Raw genomic sequence first — 18,140 nt, 5'->3', positions numbered from 1 at the left:
GGAGCTGACATGGCTGAGAAACAGACGTATCCGGTTCCTGCCGACTTTGTCCGCAATGCTCACATTGACCGAGCCACCTACCAGGCCATGTATCGCCGATCACTGGAGAATCCGGAGGATTTCTGGGCCGAACAGGCGGATCGCTTTCTGGACTGGCGCCGCCGTTGGGATCGGGTCATGGACTGGGATTTCAACGAGCCCCGCATTCGCTGGTTCGAAGGCGGCGAACTCAATGTGAGTGAGAACTGCATTGACCGCCACCTGACCCAACGTGGCGACAAGACCGCCATCCTGTGGGAGGGCGACGACCCGGCAGAAAGCCGCCGTCTGAGCTACCGGGAGCTTCACGAAGCCGTCTGCCGCCTTGCCAATGGCCTGCGACAGCGTGGCGTGCGCCGTGGCGACCGGGTCTGCATTTACATGCCCATGGTGCCGGAAGCGGCCGTGGCCATGCTTGCCTGTACGCGCATTGGCGCGATCCATTCCGTGGTCTTCGGTGGCTTCTCCCCCCACGCCCTGCGGGATCGAATTCTGGATGCGGACTGCAAACTGGTGATCACTGCGGATGAGGGCATTCGCGGCGGCAAGACCGTGCCGCTCAAGGCCAACACCGACAAGGCACTCCGGGAGTGTCCGGGCGTGGAGACCGTGGTGGTCTACCAGCGCACGGGGGCCGATATTCACTGGGAAAACGATCGGGATGTCCGCTATGCCGACCTCATCGCCGACACGGACAGGGAGTGCGAGCCGGAAGCCATGGGGGCCGAAGACCCCCTGTTCATCCTCTATACCTCGGGCAGCACCGGCAAACCCAAGGGTGTGTTGCACACCACGGGCGGCTATCTCCTCCATGCCGCAATGACGCATCACTACGTCTTTGATTACCACGAAGACGACATTTACTGGTGTACAGCCGATGTAGGCTGGGTGACCGGCCACAGTTACATCGTGTACGGCCCTCTCGCCAATGGCGCTACCACACTCATGTTCGAAGGTGTGCCCAATTATCCGGACGCCTCGCGGCACTGGCAGATCGTTGACCGGCACAGGGTCACCATCTATTACACGGCCCCCACCGCCATCCGGGCCCTGATGCGGGCGGGAGACGATCCGGTCAGACAGTGCAGCCGATCCAGTCTGCGTCTGCTGGGCACGGTGGGTGAACCCATCAATCCGGAAGCCTGGAGCTGGTACCACCGTGTGGTAGGTGACGGTCGCTGCCCGGTGGTGGACACCTGGTGGCAGACCGAAACCGGCGGCATCATGATCGCCCCTCTGCCCGGTGCCACCGATCTCAAGCCAGGGTCAGCCACCCTGCCCTTCTTTGGCGTGCAACCGGCCCTGATGGATGCCGATGGGCGGGAGCTGGAAGGCGAAGCCAGTGGCAACCTGGTGATCAAGTCATCCTGGCCCGGTCAGATGCGAACCGTCTACGGTGACCACCAGCGTTTTGCGGAAACCTATTTCTCGGCCTACAAGGGCTGCTACTTCTCCGGTGACGGGGCCCGCCGGGATGCAGACGGCTATTACTGGATTACCGGGCGGGTGGATGACGTGCTCAACATCTCCGGACACCGCCTGGGCACCGCCGAGATCGAGAGCGCCCTTGTACTCCACCCCGACGTGGCGGAGGCCGCCGTGGTTGGCTTCCCCCACGATATGAAGGGCCAGGGGATCTACGCCTATGTCACCCTGATGGCCGGCCGGGAAACAAGTGAATCACTGAAGGAGGCGCTCATTCAACTGGTACGCGAGGAGATCAGCCCCATCGCCAGCCCGGATGTGATCCAGTGGGCACCGGGGCTGCCCAAGACCCGCTCCGGCAAGATCATGCGCCGCATCCTGCGCAAGATTGCCGCCGATGAACTGGACAGTCTCGGTGATACCAGCACGCTGGCCGACCCTTCCGTGGTCGATGACCTGATCGAGAACCGCATCCGTCCGGAAACCTGAGCGACGAGCAGCAGGAGAGCCGTACAAGGTGATCGTCGACAGCCGCTTTCGACCGGCCTGGTGGGCCAGAAATGCCCATGCCCAGACCATTTACCAGAACCTGCTGAGGCCCTATCCGCGTCTTGCAACCGTCCGGGAACGACTCGAGCTCCCGGACGGTGACTTCATTGACCTGGATTGGTCCGGGCCGGAGGAAGGGCCACTGGTACTGCTGCTCCACGGCCTCGAGGGCTCCATCGAATCCAAGTACGTCGCCGGGCAGATGCGCGCGCTCAACCGGGCCGGGCTACGCACTGTACTCATGCACTTTCGCGGCTGCAGTGGGGAGGCCAACCGCCTGCGGCGGGGCTATCATTCCGGCGTCTCCGAAGATCTGCAGACCGTGCTGGAATGCCTTGCAGAGCATGATCACCGTCCGGACGCCGCGGTGGGTTACAGCCTGGGTGGCAATGTGCTTTTGAAATGGCTGGGCGAACAGGGCCGCGCGGCACCCCTGAGCACAGCCGTTGCCGTCTCGGTGCCCTTTCGTCTGTCACTGTGTGCCCATGCCATCAACCGCGGGATATCGCGCCTATACAATCGCTTCCTCATGCGCCGGATGAAGAACAGCTACCGGGACAAGTTTTCCCGGCGCAACGATGCCCCGCTGCCCATGGAAGCACTGCCCGGCCTCAAATCCTTCCATGATTTCGACAATGCCATCACGGCACCTCTGCATGGTTTTGACAATGCAGAGCACTACTACGGGCACAGTAGCAGCGTGCATTACCTTCACGGCATCCGGGTCCCCACCCTCATCCTGCACGCACTGGACGATCCCTTCATGACGCCGGAAGCCGCACCGACGGAACAGGAACTGTCCCCTAGCATTCGCCTGGAGATCAGCGCCCGGGGTGGCCACGTGGGTTTCGTGGCCGGCCGCTGGCCATGGCGCCCGCGCTGGTGGCTGGAGGAGCGGATCACGGGGCATCTGGTCGAGGTGCTTGGCGTTTGAATGAAGGGCGGTGTCGGCTTTCTTCGGTCTGTTGGAAAGTCCGATTACGATTACGACTACGCTTACGATGGCCGTGCCTGGTTTTTTGCCGTGCCAAAAAAAAAACCGCCCCCGAGATCGGGGGCGGCTTCAAGCAGCGATTCCGTGAAAGCTGGAATCAGGCGGCGTCGACAGCCTTCATGCTCAGTCGCACCTTGCCCTGACGGTCCACTTCCAGAACCTTGACCTTGACCACATCGCCTTCCTGAACCACGTCCGTGACCTTCTCCACACGTTCGTTGGCCAGCTGGGAGATGTGCACCAGGCCGTCCTTGCCGGGCAGGATGGTGACGAAGGCACCGAAGTCCATGATGCGAGCCACCTTGCCTTCGTAGATCTTGCCCACTTCCACTTCAGCCGTGATGTCTTCGATCATCTTCTTCGCGGCATCACCGGCTTCCCGGTCCACCGAAGCGATCTTGATGGTGCCATCGTCCTGGATGTCCACGTTGGCACCGGTCTGCTCGGTGATGCTGCGAATGGTCGCACCACCCTTGCCGATCACGTCCCGGATCTTGTCGGAATCGATCTTCATGGTGATGATACGCGGTGCCCAGTCGGACATCTCTTCGCGCGGCTTCGAGATCACCTTGTTCATCTCACCGAGGATGTGCAGGCGGCCGTCTTTGGCCTGAGCCAGCGCATCTTCCATGATTTCACGGTTGATGCCCTCGATCTTGATGTCCATCTGCAGCGCAGTGATGCCTTCAGCAGTACCGGCCACCTTGAAGTCCATGTCACCCAGGTGATCCTCATCACCCAGGATGTCGGTCAGGACCGCGTGGCCGCTGTCTTCCTTGATCAGGCCCATGGCCACACCGGCCACCGGCGCCTTGATCGGCACACCGGCGTCCATCAGGGACAGACTGGTGCCGCAGACCGAGGCCATGGAACTGGAACCGTTGGACTCGGTGATCTCGGACACCACACGGATGACGTACGGGAAATCATCCATGTTGGGCATGACGGCTTCCACGCCGCGCTTGGCCAGCTTGCCGTGGCCAATTTCCCGGCGCTTGGGACCGCCCATGAAGCCGGTTTCACCCACGCAGTAGGGCGGGAAGTTGTAATGCAGCATGAAGGGCTGCTTGTGCTCGCCCTCGATGGCATCGATGATCTGCGCATCACGACCGGTGCCCAGGGTGGTCACCACGATGGCCTGGGTCTCGCCACGGGTAAAGATGGCCGAACCATGGGTACGCGGCAGATCACCCACCGTGACATTGATGGGGCGCACAGTCTTCGTGTCACGACCATCAATGCGGGGCTGACCCTGGATGATGCGGTCACGGACAATGTGCTTCTCCAGTGCTTCCACGGCACCTTTCACATCGCCACGAGCCCAGCGGGGCTCTTCCTCACCTTCCGGCGCCAGCTGCTCCACGATCGCGCTGCGGATATCGGACAGCCGTTGATTGCGGGCCACCTTGTCGGCAATCTGGTAGGCCTCGTTGAGATCGGCCTCGGCCAGTTCCCTGACCTTGCCGGCCAGCTCCTCGTCCTTGGCCACGGGCTCCCAGTCCCAGCGCGGCTTGCCCACCTCGGCCGCCAGCTCATTGATTGCCTGAATGGCCGCCTGCATCTGTTCGTGACCGTAGAGAACGGCGCCGAGCATGACGTCTTCCGACAGTTCGCTGGCTTCGGACTCCACCATCAGGACGGCCTTCTCCGTACCGGCCACCACCAGATCCAGTCTGGATTCATCCAGATCGCTGGCACTGGGGTTGAGCAGGTAATCACCATCCCGGTAACCCACACGAGCCGCACCGATGGGCCCATTGAAGGGAATCCCGGAAATGGCCAGCGCGGCGGAGGTACCGATCAGGGCCGGAATATCCGGATCCACTTCCGGGTTGACGGAGATCACCGTGGCAATCACCTGGACCTCGTTCATGAAGCCCTTGGGGAAGAGCGGACGAATGGGCCGGTCGATCAGGCGGCTGGTCAGCGTTTCCTTTTCACTGGGACGCCCTTCGCGCTTGAAGAAGCCACCGGGAATCCGGCCGGCAGCGTAGGTGCGTTCCTGATAGTTCACGGTCAGTGGGAAGAAGGGTCGGCCGGGATCGGCTTCCTTCTGGCCCACGGCCGTGACCAGCACCACCGTCTCGTCCATGTTGACGAGTACGGCACCGTCGGCCTGGCGGGCAATCCGCCCGGTCTCCAGCGTTACGGCACGACCGCCATACTGAAATGTCTTCGTAGTTACTGTCACGATAGAAAACCTGTTGCCAGTGGACTCAGCGACGCAGGCCGAGTCGGTTGATGAGTTCCTGATAGCGGCTGCGATCCTTTCGCTTCAGGTAGTCCAGCAGCTTGCGGCGCTGGTTGACCATCTTCAGCAGGCCACGACGGGAATGATGGTCGTGCTTGTGCTTGGCAAAATGGTCGGTCAATTCGGTGATGCGGGTGGACAGCAGGGCCACCTGCACTTCAGGGGAACCGGTGTCATTGTTGTCGCGAGCGTACTCGCGGATCACGGCTTCCTTCTTTTCTGCACTCAGAGACATTGCTTCAATTGCTCCTGTTTTACTTTGCGCCATTACGCAAAGGGTTTCTGAATACCGGGCCACGGACATGGGCAAACCCGGACTCACTACCCGAACCCGACAGTGACAGCGATCACCGTGCGGGCCGTCCCAAACCGCGTATTGTACGCGCCCCTGCCAGTTGTCCACAAGCAATGGGCGGTCAGACCTCAGTTGCAGAGAATCAGGCGTCTGGGCGCCAGGCGCCCGTCCGGCAACCGCCGCCCCAGGCCCAGAAAACCGCTGCCCTCGCCGTACACGCGGATGCGCTCGGCAGCCGGCAGATCGGAGACCGTAACTGCCTGTCCCTGCTTGAAATAATGCGTCAGATCCGGATCAAGCGTCACCGACTCCCAATCCGGGAGCGCGGAATCCACCGGCAGCAGCAAGGCACGAAGGGCGTCATCGCCTTCCCTGGACGCCGCCTCGATCTGCTCCAGGGTGAGCAGTTCGTGCTCCCGGTAGGGGCCGGCGGCAATGCGACGCAGGGCCGTGACGTGCCCGACACTCCCCAGGGCGCGAGCCAGATCCTCGGCCAGAACCCGTACATAGGTACCCTTTGAACAGCTCACTTCCAGATCCAGCGCATCGCCACGATGGGCAAGCAGCTCGAAACGTCGGATATGCACCGGGCGCGGGTGACGCGCCACCTCGCCTCCGGCACGGGCAATTTCGTACAGACGTTTTCCATCCTGCTTCAACGCCGAGTACATGGGGGGAATCTGTTCGATGTCTCCGAGGAAGGCCTGCATGGCCTGACGAACGGCGTCCTCACTCAGATCCGGTACCGGCGCCGTCTCCACCACCCCCCCTTCCACATCACCGGTTGCCGTGCGGCTCCCGAGCTGACAGGTGAAACGATAGGTCTTGTCTGCATCCAGAAGAAGCGCGGACACCTTCGTGGCTTCACCGAAGCAAAGGGGAAGAACGCCGCTGGCCAGGGGATCCAGACTACCGGTGTGCCCGGCCTTGCGGGCATCCAGCAGACGACGGACACGCTGAAGCACCGCATTGGAGCTTGCGCCCAGCGGCTTGTCCAGGGGGAGAATGCCGTGAATGTCTCGACCGCGTCGACGTCGGGGCATGCAATCAACGTCCGCCGTCGCTTTCCTCGCCGTCTTCGTCGTCGCCACGGCGGCGACGGTCCTGATCCACCGCCTTTTCAATCAGGGCACTCAGGTGGGCGCCCCGTTTCAGGCTGTCATCATGGACAAAGACAATCTGTGGCGACTTGCGGATATTCATGGTGCGGCCAAGGCGGGCCCGCAGACTGTTGCGGGCGGCCTCCATGGCCTCGATCAGCGCCTCGGGGGGCTCCCCGAGAAAATCCACCCAGACCTTGGCCCGGGAAAGATCCCGGGCCACTTCCACGTCCGTTACCGTGATCTGCCAGGCCGCATCATGCTGAACCTCTTCACGCATGATCAGACTCAATCGGCGCTTGATATCTTCCGCCAGCTTTCGCTGCCCTGGCTTGGACGGTTCCTTCATCACTCCTCCCGGCTCAGAGGCTGCGTTCCACTTCGTGGCGTTCGTAGCATTCGATCTGGTCACCTGCCTTCACGTCATTGTAGTCACGCACACCAATGCCGCACTCGGTACCGGCACGGACTTCGTTGACGTCATCCTTGAATCGGCGCAGGGATTCCAGCTCGCCCTCGTAGATGACCACGTTATCCCGCAGCACGCGGATGGGATTGTTGCGTTTCACACTGCCATCCACTACCAGGCAGCCGGCAATGTTGCCGAACTTCGGTGAACGGAAAACATCCTTGACCTCGGCAAGACCCACGATCTCCTCGCGAAGCTCCGGCGACAGCATGCCGGACAAGGCTGCCTTGACGTCGTCGATGGCCTCGTAGATCACGCTGTAGTAACGCAGATCCACGCCGGTTTCGCTGACCTGGCGCTTGGCGGAACCATCGGCACGCACGTTGAAGCCGATGATGACCGCATCCGACGCCGCTGCCAGGTTCACGTCGGACTCGGTAATCCCGCCGATCCCCGTGGCAACGATCTTCACTTTCACTTCATCGGTGGACAGCTTCTGCAGTGATTCGGATAGCGCTTCCGCACTACCCTGCACGTCAGCCTTGAGCATGACATTCAGAATACCCACATTCGCGCCGTCCCCCATCTGCTGGAACATTTCGTCCAGCTTGGCGGCCTGCTGGCGGGCCAGCTTGGCATCACGCTGCTTGCTCTGGCGGAATTCGGCCACCTCGCGAGCCTTGCGCTCGTTCTCGACCACCACCACGTCATCACCGGCTTCGGGAACACCGGAAAGACCCAGCACCTCGACGGGAATGGACGGACCGGCTTCTTTCACTTCTTTCCCGGTTTCATCGAACATGGCACGAACACGGCCGTATTCGCGACCGGCCAGCAGAATTTCACCCTGCTTCAGCTTGCCATGCTGCACCAGCACGGTGGCCACCGGGCCACGGCCCTTCTCCAGCTTGGATTCAATGACCACACCATGGGCCACGCCACTGTCGATGGCCTTGAGCTCCATCACTTCCGCCTGCAAGGCCAGCGATTCCAGCAGTGTATCGATTCCTTCACCCGTATGGGCGGAGACATGCACGAACTGGGTATCACCACCCCACTCTTCCGGAATCACTTCATGCTGGGAAAGCTCATTCTTGACCCGATCGGGATCCGCCTCTGGCTTGTCGATCTTGTTCACCGCCACCACGATGGGCGTCCCGGCCGCCTTGGCATGCTGCACGGCCTCGATGGTCTGGGGCATGACCCCGTCATCGGCGGCCACCACCAGCACCACGATATCGGTCAGCTTGGCACCACGGGCACGCATGGCCGTGAACGCCGCGTGGCCCGGTGTATCCAGGAACGTGACCATGCCGGAATCGGTGTCAACATGGTAGGCACCGATATGCTGGGTAATGCCCCCGGCCTCGCCAGCGGCCACCTTGGCGCGGCGAATATGATCCAGCAGGGAGGTCTTGCCGTGATCCACATGCCCCATCACGGTCACGACTGGCGCACGCTGCACTTCCTCGCCCTCCATGGGCACTTCCATGACCCGTTCTTCCAGCTCGTTCTCCTTCTGAAGCTTCACCTTGTGGCCCATTTCCTCAACCACAAGGGCGGCGGTTTCCTGGTCAATGGACTGGTTGATGGTGGCCATCACGCCCATCTTCATCATCACCTTGATGACTTCATTGGCCTTGATGGCCATGCGCTGAGCCAGATCACCCACGGTAATGGACTCGGGCACCACCACTTCACGAATCACCGGGCCGGCCGGACGCTCGAAGCCGTGACGGCCACCACCACTGGCGGCAGCACGACTGGGGCGACCCGCCTGTGACTTACGGCGACCCTGCTTGTCACGCGCCACATGCAGCTCCTGCCGACCGGCTTTCTGACCTTTCTTCGGCTTGGCCTTCGCGGCCTGGGCTCGCTGGCGCTTCTCGTCTTCTTCTTCCTGACGACGCGCTTCCTGCTCTGCACGTCGACGCTCTTCTTCTGCGGCACGCTCTCGCTCGGCTTCAGCGCGCGCTTCATCGTCCGCTTCTTCCTCCGCAGACTCCTCGGCTTCAGCCTCGGCCACTTCTTCCGCAGCAGCAACCGCAGCTTCCGCTTCCCCAGGCGCTTCCACGGATGCCTCGGCCTCCGCCGCCGCTTCTTCCTCGGCGCGCGCCGCTTCGGCTTCCTGCGCCTTGCGAGCCGCTTCCTCTTCTTCGCGCTGCTTGCGCTCAACTTCCTCGCGCGCCTGGCGCTCGGCATCCAGACGGGCCTGCTCTTCTTCCTGACGCTTCTTTTCCTGCTCCAGGATGTCACTCCGCTTCACGTAAGTTCGCTTGCGCCGGACTTCCACATTCACGGTCTTGGCACGACCCTGACTGCCAGCGGTACGCAACTCACTGCGGGAGCGACGACGCAGGGTAATGCGGCTGGGGCCACCTTCTTCCTCACTGCCCGCACTCTTTCCGCGACGCAGATAGGCAAGAAGCTCCAGCTTCTGCTCGTCATTGATGGTTCCATCCGGGTCCGTCACGTCGATACCGGCCTCGCTCAACTGGGTGAGCAGGCGTTCAACGGGGACACCCACGGTTTCTGCAAATTCCTTAACGGTCACTTCCGCCATACGGCAAAGCTCCTCGTCTTTCATTCCGGCCGGTACCAGCCCGGCACGTGTACCCGCTGCGCGGGGCGCGGGACGAATCGGTTACAGAGCGTCAGCTCCGGGGCTGTTCCTCCTCACCGTCCTGTTCCGCAAACCACGGCGCGCGAGCTTCCATGATCAGGTCCGCCGCCTTCTTCTCGTCCAGGCCTTCCACGTCCATGATGTCGTCAACGGCCTGTTCAGCCAGATCATCCATGGTGATGATGCCCTTCTCGGCCAGACGATGGGCCAAAGCTTCGTCCATGCCCTTCATGTTGAGCAGATCCTCGGCCGGCTGCTTGTCATCACCACCGCCGGCAATGGCCTGGGTCAGCAGGACATCGCGGGCACGACCGCGAAGCTCATCCACCACGTCCTCGTCAAACTCTTCCACTTCCAGCAGCTCACTGGCTGGCACGTAGGCGATCTCTTCGATACTGGAGAAACCTTCCTGCACCAGAATCATGGCAACCTCCTCGTCCACATCCAGCTGCTTCATGAAGCTTTCCTGAATGCTCCGAGCTTCCGACTCACTCTTCTCGGTCGCCTGGCTCTCCGTCATGACGTTGAGCTCCCAGCCACTGAGCTGACTGGCCAGGCGAACGTTCTGACCACCTCGGCCAATGGCCTGGGAGAGCTGTTCCTCGTCGACCGCAATGTCCATGCTGCCGGCATCCTCGTCCATGACAATGGACAACACCTCGGCCGGAGACATGGCGTTAACCACAAACTGCGCCGGATTGTCATCCCAAACGATGATATCGATGCGCTCACCGGCCAGTTCATTGGAGACCGCCTGAACGCGCGAGCCACGCATGCCCACACAAGCACCCACCGGGTCAATTCGGGCATCATTGCTGCGCACGGCGATCTTGGCACGCAGCCCGGGGTCGCGGGCCGCTCCCATGATGTCGATCAGGCCCTGGCCAATCTCGGGAACCTCCAGCTCGAACAGCTTGATCAGGAATTCCGGCGCGCTGCGGCTGATGAAGAGCTGGGGACCGCGTTGTTCAGAGCGCACTTCCTTGAGATAACCGCGAACCCGGTCCCCCGGGCGAACAGCTTCCCGGGGAATCATTTCCTCGCGGGGAATGAACCCTTCGGCATTGCCCCCGAGATCGATCCAGACGTTCCCTCGCTCGACACGCTTGACCTGACCGGTCAGCAGCTCGCCAACGCGATCCTGGAAGGCATCCACAACCTGGGCGCGTTCCGCTTCACGAACCTTCTGAACGATCACCTGTTTCGCCGTCTGGGCGGCGATTCGACCGAACTCCACGTTCTCGAGCGGCTCTTCCACATAGGAACCGGCGGCCACATCGTCGCCATACTGCTCACGTGCGTCGCTGAGAAGGATTTCCTTTTCCGGATTCTCCATCTCTTCCTCGTCTTCAAGGACGAGCCAACGCCGGAAAGTCTCATAGGAGCCATCAGCACGATTGATGCTGACCCGTGCGTCAATCTCGCCGCCGTGACGCTTGCGGGTCGCGGAAGCCAACGCGGCCTCAATGGCTTCAAAGATGACTTCCTTGTCCACGCCTTTCTCGTTGGACACGGCTTCAGCCACCAGCAGGACTTCTCTATTCATTGTCCCAGTCTCCATTCTTTGGATGATCGCTCTCAGGGAGCGAGTCGTGCTTTCTCGATTCGTTCGAACGGCAGCTCTACCTGCTTGCCATCCACATTCATGAGGATTCGGTCATCTTCCACACCGAGCAATTCACCCTTGAAGCGGCGGCGCCCCTGAATGGGCGCATCCATCTGCACCTTGGCGCGCTCGCCGGTGAAATGGGCAAAATGCGCCAGGGTTCGCAGTGGGCGATCGATGCCCGGGGAAGAAATTTCCAGGGTGTATTGCCCCGGAATCGGGTCTTCCACGTCCAGAATGCCGCTGACCTGACGGCTGACCGCTTCGCAGTCATCCACCGTCACGCCACGGTCAATGTCGATGTACAGCCGCAGCAATTCACCGCCGGCCGAGTACTCGAGCTCAATCAGATCAAAACCCATGGCATTGATCGACGGCTCCAGCAGTTTGAACAGTTCTTCCTTCATTCGCGCCTGCAAATTTCATGTACAAAAAAAGGGCCAGACGGCCCTTCAGCATTGGCTTCCCGTGGGAAGCCCAGACTGTACGGAACCCCGGCCCGAAAGCCGGGCGTCCCGATCCGGCTTCCCGCGGGAAACCGGCCGAGCCGCCGGTAACGAAAAAGGCCCCATAGGGGCCTTTCTCATCGAAAGTGGTAGCGGGGGCAGGATTTGAACCTGCGACCTTCGGGTTATGAGCCCGACGAGCTGCCAGACTGCTCCACCCCGCATCCGGCAAGACGCCATTCTATTCCCATGGCGCCTTTTTTTCAAGCCCCCAGGCAAGAAGATCTGGTCTCCCCTGCCCGGACACCGATAAGAGCATCATGACCGGAAAAAGTTCCCGGCCAGACGACGCCTCAGGCGAAGGCCTGCACGCAAACCGCCATCAGCAGGCCCGGGAACATGCCCAGAGCCAGAACAGTCAGGGCGTTCACACTCAGCAGGGCCCGCAAACCGAGGCTGCCACTGGGCACCTCGTCCACCTCGGGCTTGTCGAAATACATCACCTTGACCACCCGCAGATAATAAAAAGCGCTGATGATCGCGAAGATAACGGCGGCCACGGCCACCCACACCCAGCCAGCATCAATGGCCGCGTTGATGACCGACAGCTTGGCGTGGAAGCCTGCCAGCGGCGGCACACCTGCCATGCCAAACATGAGCATGCCCATGCAGGCCGCAAACCAGGGACTGCGATCGTTCAGACCCTGAAAATCACTGATGTTTTCCGCCTCATAGCCCTTGCGACTCATGAGAATGATCATGCCGAAGGCACCGGAGGCCATGAGCACATAGACCAGGGTATAGAACATGGCGGACTGATAACCGAGGCTGGTACCGGCCATGATGCCCATCAGGATGAATCCCATATGGGTAATGGTTGAATAGGCCAGCATGCGCTTGATATTGGTCTGGGCAATGGCCAGGAAACTACCCACGGCCATTGACAGGATGGCCAGCACAATCAGCATGCCCTGCCAGGCTTCGTGGAACCCTCCCATGCCGTCAGCCAGCAGCCGCATGAACAGGGCAAATGCAGCGATCTTGGGTGCCGCGCCCACAAACAGCGTCACCGCCGTAGGGGCACCATGATAGACATCCGGAATCCACATATGGAATGGCACGGCACCAATCTTGAATGCCAGACCAACCAGAATGAAACTCAGACCCAGTGCCAGGCCGATGTGAGACAGTTCCGCCGAGGAGACATAGGCGGCAATCTCCGCCACATCCAGAGAACCCGTGACGCCGTAGATAATGGACATGCCATAGAGAAGAACACCGGAGGCAATGGCGCCCAGGACGAAATATTTCATGGCCGCTTCCGCGGCATTGGCATTTTCACGGTTGAACGCCACCATGGCGTACAGGGACAACGACAGCAGTTCAAGACCGAGGTACAGCACAAGGAGATTATGACCGCTGACGATGATCATCATGCCGAGAAGTGCCGTCAGGCTGAGCAGGTAGTACTCACCCTTGAACATATCCCGATCCTGAAGGTATCCACGGGAGTACACCAGCACGACGCCAACCACCAGGTACAGGAAAAGCTTCAGGGTATGTGCCAGCTGATCGCCGATAAACATGCCACCAAAGGTGAAGGTGGCCGAATCTCCCATGATGCGCCAGGTCAGCAAGGCACCACCTGCCAGAGTCGCCAGGGTCAACCAGTGGGTCACCACGCGGTTACGATCAGACAGGTAGAGGTCCACCAGCAGGATCAGGCACGCCATCCCTGCGATGAACATTTCCGGAATGACCGGCGTAAACTGAGGTATCTCGAAGTTCATTGTCTTCTCAGACTCCTGAAACTCGTCTCAACGGCGATTGTCAATGCCGTCGCGAAACAATCATTGGCCACTGGGGGTGGTGACTACCCTCAGAGCTTGCTCTGCATCATGTGTTCAACCAGGGCTTCCACGCTCGGCGCAATCACGTCGATAAGGGGCGACGGCCAGACACCCAACAACAGCGTCGGCACCGCCAGTGCGGCAAGCAGAAGAATTTCCCGACGGTTGATATCGCTCAGCGACGCCACTTTCTCGTTGGCCACCTCACCGAACATCACCCGCTTGACCATCCACAAGGTGTAGGCCGCCCCCAGAATCAGCGTCAGCGCAGCGATGAAGGCAATCCAGAAATCCGCCCGGAAGCTGGCCAGAATCACCATGAACTCGCCCACGAAACCGGAAGTACCCGGGAGCCCGGCATTGGCCATGGCAAACAGCACCATGAAGGCGGCAAAGATGGGCATTTTGTTGATGACACCGCCATAATCACCGATTTCCCGGCTGTGAACCCGGTCGTACATCACGCCAACACAGAGGAAGAGCGCACCGGAGATGAAGCCATGAGAGACCATCTGCACAATACCGCCCTGCATCCCGAAGGCGGCACCGGCATCATCACCCGTCGCGGCAAGAATCAGGAAACCGACAAAGAAACCGAGCGTCGCAAAGCCCATGTGGGCAATGGACGAATAGGCAATCAGCTTCTTCATGTCGGACTGAACCAGCGCCACGAAACCGATGTAGGCAACCGCAATCAACGACAACACCACCACGAACCAGGCCAACTCATTACTGGCATCAGGCGTGATGGGCAGACTGAAACGCAGGAAGCCGTAGGCACCCAGCTTCAGCAGGATGGCCGCCAGAATCACCGAACCACCGGTGGGGGCCTGAACGTGGGCGTCCGGGAGCCAGGTATGCACCGGCCACATGGGTACCTTGACGGCAAAGGCCAGCATGAAGGCGATGAAGATCAGCAGCTGCTCGGTCATCCCCAGGGGTGCCATGTGGAAATCAAGCACCGCTGTGCTGCCAGTCTGAACATACAGATAGATGAACGAGACCAGCATGAAGACCGAGCCGAAGAAGGTGTAGAGGAAGAACTTGATGGTGGCATATACCCGGTTATCGCCACCCCAGATACCGATGATGATGAACATCGGGATCAGCAGCGCTTCCCAGAACACATAGAACAACACCACATCCAGCGCCGAGAATACGCCGATGGTGAAGCCCTCCAGGAACAGGAAGGCGGCAAAGTATTGCGCCGGCCGATACTGAATGACCACCCAGCCGGCAATCACCACCAGCACGGTCATGAACGTGGTAAGCAGAATCATGGGCATGGACAGGCCATCCACGCCCAGATGGTAATAGGCACCCAACGCCTCGATCCACGGCACCCGCTCCTCGAACTGCATGGCAGCGGTGGTGGTATCGAAACCGGTCCACAAGGGGATGCTCAAAACGAACACGAGCGAAGAAATACCCAGCGCCCACCAGCGGGCTTCCCCGAGGCCGAGACGATCCGCGACAAGCACGGCAATCCCGCCGAAGATCGGCAGCCAGATCAGGAGACTGAGCAGTGGCAGGGTTTCAAACATTGCTTTGCTTTCCCTTTATCGTCCGATCAACGCAGGACCAGCCAGGCAACCATAGCCGTCAGGCCGATAACCATGGCGAACGCATAGTGGTAGAGGAACCCGGTCTGAACCCGGCGGGCCACGCCCGAGAACCAGCCAACAAGACGGGCTGAGCCGTTGACGATGCCGCCATCGATGATGCGCACATCACCCACCTGCCAGAACAGGCGGCCCAGACCACGGCTGGCCGGTGCCAGCACTCTCTCGTTCAGGTCGTCAAAGTAGTACTTGTTTTCCAACAAGCGATGGATACCTGAGAAACGCCTGGCGAGCATCTCCGGGATGTCCGGACGCTTGAGCCAGAGGAACCAGGCCAGAATCACGCCGGCGGCCGCCAGATAAACCGGAGGCGCAACCAGCCCATGCATCAGCAGCGCCATGGCGCCATCATATTTGTCACCCAGCATGCCCAGCACGTCGCGTTCGGCGGCCACGTGGATACTGTCGGCAAAGAAATCGCCCAGCAGCATGGAGTTCACGAAGGGCGCACCGATTATGACAGAGGGAATTGCCAGCAGAATCAGCGGCACGGTGACCACCCAGGGGCTTTCCTTGAGATCGTGCTTTGTATGCTCATCCATGCGTTCTTCACCGTGGAAGGTGAGGAAGAACATACGGAAGGTATAGAGCGCGGTGACGAACACCCCCAGGAGAACGGCCCAGTAAGCAAAGGTAGCACCGGGAATCTCCGACAACGCGACTGCCTCGATGATGCCGTCCTTGGAGAAGAAGCCGGAGAAGCCCGGGAAGCCAATCAGCGCCAGGGCACCCAACAGACACGTCCAGTAGGTAATCGGCATGTACTTGCGCAGACCGCCCATCTGGCGCATGTCCTGAATATGGTGCATGCCGATGATGACCGACCCAGCCGCCAGGAAAAGCAGAGCCTTGAAGAAGGCGTGGGTCATGAGGTGGAAGACACCAGCGGCGTAAGCCGACACCCCCAATGCGACGGTCATGTAACCGAGTTGAGAGAGTGTTGAATAGGCGACTACTCGCTTGATGTCATGCTGCACCAGGCCCAGCAGGCCCATGAACAGGGCGGTGACGGCACCGATGATCAGTACCACACTCAGCGCCGTGACAGACAGTTCGAATAGCGGCGACATGCGGGCAACCATGTAGATACCGGCGGTCACCATGGTGGCGGCATGAATCAGCGCGGAGATCGGGGTCGGACCTTCCATGGAATCCGGCAGCCAGACGTGCAGTGGTACCTGGGCGGATTTACCCATTGCACCAATGAACAACAGGATGCAGATCACGGTCATCACCGACCATTCCCAACCACCCATGATGGACATGGTCTGTCCTTCCACGCCCGGAGCCGCGGCAAAGACTTCCGAATAATCCATGCTGTTGAAGAACAGAAAGATCGCGGCAATACCCAGCAGGAAACCAAAGTCACCCACCCGGTTGACCAGGAAGGCCTTGAGGTTGGCATGGGTCGCGCTGGGGCGCTTGTACCAGAAGCCGATCAGGAGATAGGACACCAGGCCCACCGCTTCCCAGCCAAAGAAGAGCTGGAGAAAGTTGTTGGCCATCACCAGCATGAGCATGGCGAAGGTGAACAGCGAGATGTAGGCGAAGAAACGCTGATAGCCGGGGTCGCCCTTCATGTAGCCGATGGTGTAGATATGAACCATCAGCGAGACAAAGGTCACCACCAACATCATCATGGACGAGAGGCGGTCAATCAGGAAGCCCACCTCAAAGCGAACCCCTTCGCTCACCATCCAGGTATAGACGGAGCCGTTGAAAACGTCCGCCCCACCCAGCCACTGGTCATAGAAGACTCGCAGCGACAGCAGGAAGGCAATGCCCACGCCAATGATGGTGACCCAATGGGCACCCGCGGTACCTATCTTGCGGCCAAAGAATCCCGCGATGATGGCGGCGATCAGCGGCGCGAGCACGATTGTCAGATAGACGTTTTCCATCCCTAAATCCCGATCCGAAGTGCTTTCACTGAGAAAAGACCGGCGGCGGCATCAGCCCCGCATGGTATCCAGGTCTTCCACATTGATGCTGTTCTTGTTTCTGAACAGGACCACCAGAATGGCCAGACCGATGGCAGCCTCCGCCGCCGCCACCGTTAGAATGAAGAAAACGAAAATCTGGCCCGCCAGATCCTGGAGAAAATAGGAAAAGGCGATGAAGTTGGTATTGACTGCCAGCAACATCAGCTCGATGCACATGAGCAGCAACAGCACGTTCTTGCGGTTGATAAAGATCCCCGCGACGCTGATGCTGAAAAGCACACCGCTCAGAATCAGATAGTGGTAGAGCGTAATCATCAGACCCCCTGAACTCCTGTCAGACGTCGCATGGGATTCAGTCCTTCTTCTCACTGCGCATATTGACCAGACGCACCCGGTCCTCCCGGCGTACTCGAACCTGTTTTGCAGGATCCTGGTGCTTGGTGCCTTCCCGACGGCGCATGGTCAGTGAAATGGCCGCCACGATGCCCACCAGCAGAATGATGCCGGCAATCTCGAAGGGATAGACGTATTCGGTGTACATCAGCTGACCCAGGGCACCGGTATTGTCGTAATCCGCCGGTGCGCGCTCAGGCCGCGCCATCATCTCGATACCCAGGTCCCGCACCCAGATGACGTAGGCCAGCATGGCAATCAGTGCCGCCGCCACCGCCACACCAAGGGGCGCATTACGGGCAAACCCGCTACGCAGGGTACTGACGTTGATGTCCAGCATCATCACCACGAAGAGGAACAACACCATCACCGCCCCCACATACACGAGAATGAGGGCAATCCCCAGGAACTCCGCTTCCAGAAGGATCCACAGGCCCGCGCTGAACACGAAGGACATGATCAGAAACAGCACCGAATGCACCGGGTTGCGGGCAGTGATCACCCCAAGGGCGGCACCCACGACCAGGGCGGCAAATGCGTAAAAGATAACCAGTTCCATGCCTTGCTAATCTCCGCTGCGTTGTAATCGCGCTGG

General features: G+C 60.2%; 14 protein-coding genes and 1 tRNA gene. 2 read left to right on the top strand and 13 right to left on the bottom strand.

Features of this window, described 5'->3' with window-relative positions; translation table 11 throughout:
* Positions 1–9 precede the first annotated feature (9 nt).
* Both acs and RBH19_RS04625 read left to right on the top strand, forming a co-directional pair.
* Entirely contained in the window at positions 10–1,953 is a 1,944-nt protein-coding gene (gene acs, locus RBH19_RS04630; RefSeq protein ID WP_306727644.1) for an acetate--CoA ligase, read from the top strand.
* A gap of 28 nt (positions 1,954–1,981) precedes the next feature.
* Entirely contained in the window at positions 1,982–2,947 is a 966-nt protein-coding gene (locus RBH19_RS04625) for a hydrolase (RefSeq protein ID WP_306727643.1), read from the top strand.
* Positions 2,948–3,104: 157 nt separating this feature from the next.
* Here the strand turns inward: RBH19_RS04625 and pnp are convergent, their stop codons facing one another.
* From pnp to RBH19_RS04560, 13 genes are all read right to left on the bottom strand, one after another.
* Positions 3,105–5,198, bottom strand: a complete 2,094-nt coding sequence (gene pnp / locus RBH19_RS04620; RefSeq protein WP_306727642.1) for a polyribonucleotide nucleotidyltransferase — start codon at positions 5,196–5,198, stop codon at positions 3,105–3,107.
* 25 nt (positions 5,199–5,223) lie between these two features.
* Complete coding sequence (rpsO, locus tag RBH19_RS04615) at positions 5,224–5,493, bottom strand: 30S ribosomal protein S15 (RefSeq protein ID WP_306727641.1); 270 nt, start codon at positions 5,491–5,493, stop codon at positions 5,224–5,226.
* Positions 5,494–5,681: 188 nt separating this feature from the next.
* Positions 5,682–6,596, bottom strand: a complete 915-nt coding sequence (gene truB, locus RBH19_RS04610) for a tRNA pseudouridine(55) synthase TruB (RefSeq protein ID WP_306727640.1) — start codon at positions 6,594–6,596, stop codon at positions 5,682–5,684.
* Between the two features lie 4 nt (positions 6,597–6,600).
* Complete coding sequence (gene rbfA, locus RBH19_RS04605; protein ID WP_306727639.1) at positions 6,601–7,002, bottom strand: 30S ribosome-binding factor RbfA; 402 nt, start codon at positions 7,000–7,002, stop codon at positions 6,601–6,603.
* Between the two features lie 13 nt (positions 7,003–7,015).
* A complete protein-coding gene (infB, locus tag RBH19_RS04600) occupies positions 7,016–9,625 on the bottom strand; it encodes a translation initiation factor IF-2 (protein ID WP_306727638.1) in 2,610 nt (869 codons plus the stop codon).
* A gap of 91 nt (positions 9,626–9,716) precedes the next feature.
* Positions 9,717–11,231: a transcription termination factor NusA gene (nusA, locus tag RBH19_RS04595; protein WP_306727637.1), complete on the bottom strand. Its 1,515-nt coding sequence runs from the start codon at positions 11,229–11,231 to the stop codon at positions 9,717–9,719.
* Positions 11,232–11,263: 32 nt separating this feature from the next.
* Complete coding sequence (rimP, locus tag RBH19_RS04590) at positions 11,264–11,698, bottom strand: ribosome maturation factor RimP (protein ID WP_306727636.1); 435 nt, start codon at positions 11,696–11,698, stop codon at positions 11,264–11,266.
* 186 nt (positions 11,699–11,884) lie between these two features.
* A tRNA-Met gene (locus RBH19_RS04585) sits at positions 11,885–11,961 on the bottom strand.
* Between the two features lie 129 nt (positions 11,962–12,090).
* Positions 12,091–13,527, bottom strand: coding sequence for an NADH-quinone oxidoreductase subunit NuoN (gene nuoN, locus RBH19_RS04580; protein ID WP_306727635.1), 1,437 nt, complete (start codon positions 13,525–13,527; stop codon positions 12,091–12,093).
* An 89-nt stretch (positions 13,528–13,616) separates the two neighbouring features.
* Positions 13,617–15,131 carry an NADH-quinone oxidoreductase subunit M gene (locus tag RBH19_RS04575; protein WP_306727634.1) on the bottom strand — a complete coding sequence of 505 codons (1,515 nt, stop codon included), beginning with the start codon at positions 15,129–15,131 and terminating at the stop codon, positions 13,617–13,619.
* A 26-nt stretch (positions 15,132–15,157) separates the two neighbouring features.
* The gene (gene nuoL, locus RBH19_RS04570) at positions 15,158–17,110 is read right to left on the bottom strand and encodes an NADH-quinone oxidoreductase subunit L (protein WP_306727633.1); all 1,953 of its coding nucleotides are present in this window, start codon (positions 17,108–17,110) and stop codon (positions 15,158–15,160) included.
* Between the two features lie 51 nt (positions 17,111–17,161).
* Entirely contained in the window at positions 17,162–17,467 is a 306-nt protein-coding gene (gene nuoK, locus RBH19_RS04565; protein ID WP_306727632.1) for an NADH-quinone oxidoreductase subunit NuoK, read from the bottom strand.
* Positions 17,468–17,504: 37 nt separating this feature from the next.
* Complete coding sequence (locus RBH19_RS04560; protein ID WP_306727631.1) at positions 17,505–18,104, bottom strand: NADH-quinone oxidoreductase subunit J; 600 nt, start codon at positions 18,102–18,104, stop codon at positions 17,505–17,507.
* Positions 18,105–18,140 lie beyond the last annotated feature (36 nt).

The organism is Natronospira bacteriovora (assembly GCF_030848495.1).
In the GTDB taxonomy this organism is placed as follows: Bacteria; Pseudomonadota; Gammaproteobacteria; order Natronospirales; family Natronospiraceae; genus Natronospira; species Natronospira bacteriovora.
This window is presented reverse-complemented; position numbering and strand designations above follow the sequence as displayed.

Bases quoted from the DNA above. Each gene is read 5' to 3' on its own strand.
- truB (WP_306727640.1), bottom strand. From the start codon at position 6,596: ATGCCCCGACGTCGACGCGGTCGAGACATTCACGGCATTCTCCCCCTG.
- rimP (WP_306727636.1), bottom strand. From the start codon at position 11,698: ATGAAGGAAGAACTGTTCAAACTGCTGGAGCCGTCGATCAATGCCATG.
- RBH19_RS04575 (WP_306727634.1), bottom strand. From the start codon at position 15,131: ATGTTTGAAACCCTGCCACTGCTCAGTCTCCTGATCTGGCTGCCGATC.
- rpsO (WP_306727641.1), bottom strand. From the start codon at position 5,493: ATGTCTCTGAGTGCAGAAAAGAAGGAAGCCGTGATCCGCGAGTACGCT.
- nuoK (WP_306727632.1), bottom strand. From the start codon at position 17,467: ATGATTACGCTCTACCACTATCTGATTCTGAGCGGTGTGCTTTTCAGC.
- rbfA (WP_306727639.1), bottom strand. From the start codon at position 7,002: ATGAAGGAACCGTCCAAGCCAGGGCAGCGAAAGCTGGCGGAAGATATC.
- RBH19_RS04560 (WP_306727631.1), bottom strand. From the start codon at position 18,104: ATGGAACTGGTTATCTTTTACGCATTTGCCGCCCTGGTCGTGGGTGCC.
- nusA (WP_306727637.1), bottom strand. From the start codon at position 11,231: ATGAATAGAGAAGTCCTGCTGGTGGCTGAAGCCGTGTCCAACGAGAAA.
- nuoN (WP_306727635.1), bottom strand. From the start codon at position 13,527: ATGAACTTCGAGATACCTCAGTTTACGCCGGTCATTCCGGAAATGTTC.
- acs (WP_306727644.1), top strand. From the start codon at position 10: ATGGCTGAGAAACAGACGTATCCGGTTCCTGCCGACTTTGTCCGCAAT.
- infB (WP_306727638.1), bottom strand. From the start codon at position 9,625: ATGGCGGAAGTGACCGTTAAGGAATTTGCAGAAACCGTGGGTGTCCCC.
- nuoL (WP_306727633.1), bottom strand. From the start codon at position 17,110: ATGGAAAACGTCTATCTGACAATCGTGCTCGCGCCGCTGATCGCCGCC.